This is a genomic window from Psychrobacter sp. (assembly GCF_035469765.1).
In the GTDB taxonomy this organism is placed as follows: domain Bacteria; phylum Pseudomonadota; class Gammaproteobacteria; order Pseudomonadales; family Moraxellaceae; genus Psychrobacter.
In genome coordinates, this window is the sequence record NZ_DATIRM010000095.1 from 1 (window position 1) to 6297 (window position 6297).

Annotated in this window: 5 protein-coding genes, 1 tRNA gene and 1 pseudogene; 5 read left to right on the plus strand and 2 right to left on the minus strand. The window is 41.8% G+C overall.

The genetic code is table 11. From position 1 onward, the window contains the following. From VLN09_RS02615 to VLN09_RS02630, 4 genes are all read left to right on the plus strand, one after another. On the plus strand, positions 1-1226 hold a 1226-nt coding region (locus VLN09_RS02615), incomplete at its 5' end, for a two-component system sensor histidine kinase NtrB (RefSeq protein WP_325243657.1). A 41-nt stretch (positions 1227-1267) separates the two neighbouring features. Then, positions 1268-3010, plus strand: coding sequence for a sigma 54-interacting transcriptional regulator (locus VLN09_RS02620; RefSeq protein ID WP_325243658.1), 1743 nt, complete (start codon positions 1268-1270; stop codon positions 3008-3010). Between the two features lie 230 nt (positions 3011-3240). Next, positions 3241-3325 (plus strand) — tRNA-Leu (locus VLN09_RS02625). 173 nt (positions 3326-3498) lie between these two features. Continuing rightward, positions 3499-4011: a hypothetical protein gene (locus VLN09_RS02630; RefSeq protein ID WP_325243659.1), complete on the plus strand. Its 513-nt coding sequence runs from the start codon at positions 3499-3501 to the stop codon at positions 4009-4011. A 6-nt stretch (positions 4012-4017) separates the two neighbouring features. Here VLN09_RS02630 and VLN09_RS02635 read toward each other — a convergent pair whose 3' ends face one another. Then, entirely contained in the window at positions 4018-5022 is a 1005-nt protein-coding gene (locus VLN09_RS02635; protein WP_325243660.1) for a protein kinase domain-containing protein, read from the minus strand. A gap of 69 nt (positions 5023-5091) precedes the next feature. Between VLN09_RS02635 and VLN09_RS02640 the strand changes: the two genes are divergently transcribed. Then, on the plus strand, positions 5092-6066 hold the full coding sequence (locus VLN09_RS02640) for an ATP-binding protein (RefSeq protein ID WP_325243661.1): 975 nt from the start codon (positions 5092-5094) through the stop codon (positions 6064-6066). A 13-nt stretch (positions 6067-6079) separates the two neighbouring features. Here the strand turns inward: VLN09_RS02640 and VLN09_RS02645 are convergent. After that, positions 6080-6297: pseudogene (locus VLN09_RS02645) on the minus strand (MBL fold metallo-hydrolase); the annotation flags it as partial.

A 6297-nucleotide genomic window follows, 5' to 3' on the forward strand; every position in this document is an offset into this window, starting at 1 on the left:
CTATATTAATGCTGCTTGCGCCCGAAGAGTTGAAACCTCAAAAAAGCACTATTATTACCAGCCCAAAAGATAAAAGCTATTCTTTAACTGAGCGCTTTCATCAAGCGAAGCAGTATCAACAACCTTTTATTGACCATGACCATCTGATAAACACCCAGCTAAATGGCAACTTACCACTCTCGATTGACTATAGTGTGACCCCTATTATTTATCAGCAGCAAAGCTATTTTATTATAGAGATATGGGGCAAAGACCGCCAAAGTCGCATCTCAGAAGAACAGCACCAACAGCAGCAGTACAATGTTGCACGTCATATGCTGCGTTCGGTTGCCCATGAAATCAAAAATCCGTTGGCTGGTATTCGCGGTGCCGCGCAGTTGTTGCAGCGTCAATTTATCAAATTTAGTGAGCGCTCACTTAATACTCACACTGCTGATGCCGACTATCAAAGCCCTATTTTAAATCCCGTTTCAAACCCTGATAACGATCGTCAAAAAACCGCTGACAAATTGCGCAGCTATACCGATATCATCATCTCAGAGACAGATCGCCTAACTCAGCTGATTGGGCAGTTTCTTGGTTCCAATCAATTACCACATTGGCAAACGCTTAATATTCATGAGCCAATAGAGCATGTTTTGGCATTGATCATCCATCAATATCCACAAGTTTTATTGCAGCGCGACTATGACTTATCGTTACCTGAACTCTGTGCCGATAAAGACCAGCTGATTCAAGTCTTCTTAAATCTCATTAATAACGCTTGCGAATCCATGACTGAATTTGCACAAACCTTGCCGCATCAAAAACCTTCTGAAATAAATGCTTCACCATCAGGGATGAGCTCTTTTAATAGTAATGACAGTCATGACGGTTATCAAGCTATTCTACATATTCAAACTCGAGTTGTTTTTCAGCATACGATTGCTGGGCAGCAACATAAACAAGTACTACAAATTGCTATCACTGACAACGGTTCGGGCATTCATCCAGATATTATCGGGCAGATATTTTTCCCTATGGTGACCAGTCGTGCGCTAGGAACTGGGCTTGGTTTATCTATCGTACAAGATATCATCAGCCGTCATCATGGTATGATTGATGTCAGTTCCACTCAATCGCAGCGCGTGAGTACTGATACTAATGCCAATAATAAAAGCAGCCATCATAATCAAACCCGTTTTACCCTTTATTTGCCTTTTCATCAGCCAATCGCTGAAAGTTAATGCCGCTATTTTCATCTTTTCATGCTTATTAGGCTAAACACATGACTCAGTATAATGATACCCAACACCTTACAAGCCATGAGCAAATGCCAATGGTCACGGTCAATAACAATCCTGATAATGAGCCTGCTACTTTATGGCTCATTGATGATGATGCGGCGCTGCGACTGGTACTTGCAGATACTTTTGAAGATGCCGGATTGACGGTTATCAGCTTTACTCAAGCACAAGCAGCGTGGACACGCCTCAATGATATTTTGCAAGCGTCAGAGTCAGCCGCATTATTACCTGATGTGATATTGACGGATATTCGTATGCCGATGATGGATGGTCTGTCGTTTAGTGATTGGGTACACAAGCACTTTCCTAAGCTGCCGATTGTCATTATGACAGCGCATTCAGACCTCACTTCTGCCATTAATAGCTATCAGACAGGCGCATTTGAATATCTGCCCAAGCCGTTTGACCTAGATGATGCCGTTGCCACAATTTATAAAGCCATTAATTATCAGCCGAATCTGGTCGTATCAAATCACACAATCGAATCTCATGCAGATATCAGTACTGACATCGCATCAAATGCTACTGTGAAGCCTAAGGTTAAAGAACAGCCTACTAATAAGTCAAATGCAACCAGATCAGCTAGAAAAGCCCCAGAAGCTGCTGAAAATAAAGCTCAGGAAAAATCTAAACCCCAAGCTAATAACAATCCAAGCGGTATTATTGGTCAGTCGCAAGCTATGCAAACGGTGTTTCGTGCCATTGGAAGACTCGCGTATTCACCGATTACCGTTTTAATCACTGGTGAATCAGGCACAGGCAAAGAGTTGGTTGCTAGCGCCTTGCATAAGCATTCACCGCGCCAAAACCAAAGCTTTATTGCGCTGAATATGGCAGCGATTCCCCATGATTTGATTGAATCTGAGCTGTTTGGTCATGAAAAAGGCGCATTCACTGGCGCAACAACCTCACGCCAAGGTCGCTTTGAGCAAGCGGATGGCGGCACGTTATTTTTAGATGAAATCGGTGACATGCCTTTTAGTACCCAAACGCGGCTATTACGAGTGTTGGCAAATGGTGAGTTTTTTCGCGTGGGTGGGCAACAGCCTGTCAAAGTAGATGTACGCATTATTGCTGCTACCCATCAAAATTTAGAAGAACTGGTCAAACAAGGCAAGTTCCGTGAGGATTTATTTTATCGCCTTAATGTCATTCGTCTACCTTTGCCGCCTTTACGGACTAGGCGCGAGGACGTACCAGCATTAACGACTTACTTTATGCAGCGCGCTGCTGAGCAGATGAATACGGCACCAAAACAGCTACATCCGGCAACAATGCAAATGATGCAGTCTTTTGAATGGCGCGGTAATGTCCGCCAACTTGAGAACGTCTGCCTCTGGTTGACCGTGATGGCAACTGGCAACACGGTTATGGTAGAGGATTTACCACCAGAGCTGCTTGAAAATAGCGACGCTACTCTAGACAATCAACAGCAGTATTTATCCTCACAAGACCCTATTGAAAACAACCCTCTACAAAGTCAGTATGCTTCTGGCAGCCAAAGCTGGCAGCAAGCCTTAGCTATTTGGGCTAAGCAATCACTACGGGAGGGAGCAACCGATATCTTGCAGACGGCAACACCTGAGTTTGAGCGGGTCTTACTGACCGCAGCACTCAATCATAGCGGCGGCAAAAAAATAGCTGCTGCCAATTTACTGGGTTGGGGACGCAATACGTTAACCCGTAAATTACAACAATTAGATATCTCATCATATCAAGAGTAAGATGGATATTAATAAAATAATAAAAAATGTGAATTAAAAAATCAGCAATATCAATTATTTATGATATTTAGCAAAAATAATCGTTAAATAATTAAAAATAAGTGTAAATAGGGCTTGCTAAACGATTCAAACTCTATATAATAGCCAACCACTGAGACGCACTACCGAATCAGTTATTTATCTCAATGGGGTTTGAATATCAACGCCAAAGATGATAAGGTAACGAAAATGGGGCTGTGGCGGAATTGGTAGACGCACCAGATTTAGGTTCTGGCGCCGCAAGGTGTGAGAGTTCGAGTCTCTCCAGCCCCACCATTTTCGGATAGTACATCTTAGACCAAATATTAAAGCCTGCTTTTAGCAGGTTTTTTTGTGTTTGGTATTTATGCAAAATACTTATACCTCCTAAATAGTGTTAGCATTAATAAAACTGATATTAAAGCAAAGTAAACTATCTCTCAGAGGCATAAAATGACTGGTTTAAAACGATGAATAAAGGATTTTGGCTGACAATAGGATTACTGGTTTTATTAGCAGCTAGTCTCGTTGGGCTTCGTAACTTATATAAACCGGCTATTTCAGTTGACGTAGGTATAGACACAAAGACCAAGGTTATGATGAGCTTAGATAAATTTAGTGGCTTTCATCATGATGCAGAGATACTTTTAGAAAAGTTAACCATTCTAAAAACGGGTATGGAAAGCGCGATTGCTACCCAAGATACCAAACTATTAGCAAGTACCATAAGCAACACCTATAGAATCATAGATAATGTGAATGTTAATCGTCTGCCAACGATTGCACCTTTTGAGGTTTGCGATGAGGCGCTAAACACATTAAGCCTCTATGCTATTAGCGCTAAGACTTATTACTCCAATACTGACAAAATGAATATCGAACAGCTTAATGAATTGAGAGATACTTTTAATATTCAGTTTGCTCAGTGTCAAAGCATCGTTAATGATAAGTCTGTTGAGGAACTCTACCAAGACTATCAATAATACGCTTTACCTATTTTCTAATAACTCTAAATCCCTCAAAACAGCTTCCATATTTTGATACCGTGCCTCCATCCGCTTTGCCAATGCTTTATCAATAATACCTTGATAATGACGATACCCTAAAGTCAAGACGGGCACAGGATACTGGCAGTGCCGGGTCGCCCACGCTCTCAACAACTCATCATTTCTTGATTCTAAATTAAATGGTCGTTCGCTGACTAATATCTCATACATCATAACCCCAAATGCGTATATATCGCTTTGTACTGTTGCGCCACACCCTTGCCAACGCTCAGGAGCAAGATAGGCAGGCGTGCCAGCAATATTTGCCATACTTGGTTTATGAAGGCTTCTTGCCAAAGTAAAATCAGTCAATAACAAATCAAACGTGATACGGCTATTATCCGCATTATTTGACAGCAAGCCTTCTAGTAAAATATTACTGGGCTTAATATCATTATGTAGCCAGCCGATATTGTGTAAATGATGCAGAAGATAAGCAGATTGCAGGATAAATTGATATTTTTGCACATCTGTCAATAATAGATGCTTTTGAGCGCTCAGCTGATTTGTCAAGCTGCCATTTAGATAATAAGGCATGACAAGCACAGTCAAATGCTGCAGCCGTCCTAATATTTGTAAGGTGATATTTTCGAAAACTAATAGTGGTGGTGCGATAACGGAAAGGCTGTTTTGATTATTTGATAAGTTATTGATAGATTTTAGAACGTCAGCTTCATAGGTTAAACCAGCAGAGTTTCGATTGGCATCAGCACATAACTGCCATTTAATCATTACGCTCCCAAACTGTGGATGTTGTGCACGCGTTAAACCTTGATAATCAAATTCACTACCATGATTTTGCTGACTGAGGCGTTGATGCGATATCTCGCTATAATGCAAGTCTGAGAATAATAAGGTCAATGCTGGCAGGATTTGTGGCGCTTGCACTCGCAAGGCTTGTTTTGCATCTGCTTGTACTACACGAGGAATACTAGCACTATTTTTCATGGTAAAGTGATGCCTTTATATATCTAGTAAGCCAAACGTCATTTTAATTTTTATAAGCGACTGAGTATTATGCCCCAATCCACTAAGCCTATTACGAATTATGCTCTGCCCGACCATTTATTAGATTTGCTCGGGCAGTATTTGCAAGAGCAAGTCACGCCAACCATTGAGATTGATCCTGCGCAGCTGGCTTATCGCTGGGTCGGTGGGCAGACTGGACATTTAGAGCCGCTGGCGGTCAATTTATTTTTAAATTTAGATGACTTACATGGTATCGATACCCAAAAATCAAAACTGGTACAAAACACGCGCCAGTTCCTTAAAGGTTATCCTGCCAATCACGTCTTGATGACAGGGACACGCGGCGCTGGTAAATCATCGCTGATTCGGGCCTTGCTTCAAGCCTATCATAACGAAGGTCTGCGCATCATTGAAATTGCCCGTGATGATTTAAAGATGCTTGATAAAATACGTGCAGCGATTAAAGCATTGCCAGCTGACTGTAAATGTCGCTACGTGGTGTACTGTGATGACTTGGCGTTTAATGGTCAAGATGAAAGCTACCGCACCTTAAAAAGTGTGCTGGATGGTGCCCTTGATTCAGAGCAAGACAAGTTGTTGGTTTATGCGACCAGTAACCGCCGCCATCTACTACCGCAGCTGATGAAAGACAATGTCAATATTTATAATGGTCAAACCGATGAGGTGAACCCTTATGAAAACATCGATGAGACGGTGTCTTTATCTGACCGTTTTGGTTTATGGCTATCCTTTCATCCAATGGATCAAAACACTTATTTATACATCGTGCATCATTACTTATCTATTCAACAAAAAACCGATGCTAAAAACAGTCATGATGATATGCAAGGCGATGCGAAAAATAAAATTGCAGGCAGCATTGATGAGTTACCCACTCATATCAGAGTAGCGGCACTACGCTGGGCATCAGAACGCGGTGGACGCTCTGGTCGAGTGGCGTATCAGTTTAGTCGTTATTGGATAGGTCAGACCCAATTGGCAGCTGAAGATAGTCAATCTTAAAAACTCATATCATTCATTTTTTATGGTCGCGTGTAGAGCCTAAATACTGTACGCGACTGCCTATATTATCACCCACCTCTTCCGCTGCACCATTCACCATATATTGGTCAAAATCTGCTGCCAGCCATAAATTACCTTGATAAGCACTTTCGGCATCCAATCGGATATGACCCATATTTGGCGTGCTGCTATTTGGATTGTCAAAGCCCTGATAACGGGCGCTAAAATGGG

Excerpts from the sequence above, each read along its gene's own strand:
- VLN09_RS02620 (WP_325243658.1), top strand. The coding sequence starts at position 1,268 with ATGACTCAGTATAATGATACCCAACACCTTACAAGCCATGAGCAAATG.
- VLN09_RS02630 (WP_325243659.1), top strand. The coding sequence starts at position 3,499 with ATGAATAAAGGATTTTGGCTGACAATAGGATTACTGGTTTTATTAGCA.
- VLN09_RS02635 (WP_325243660.1), bottom strand. The coding sequence starts at position 5,022 with ATGAAAAATAGTGCTAGTATTCCTCGTGTAGTACAAGCAGATGCAAAA.
- VLN09_RS02640 (WP_325243661.1), top strand. The coding sequence starts at position 5,092 with ATGCCCCAATCCACTAAGCCTATTACGAATTATGCTCTGCCCGACCAT.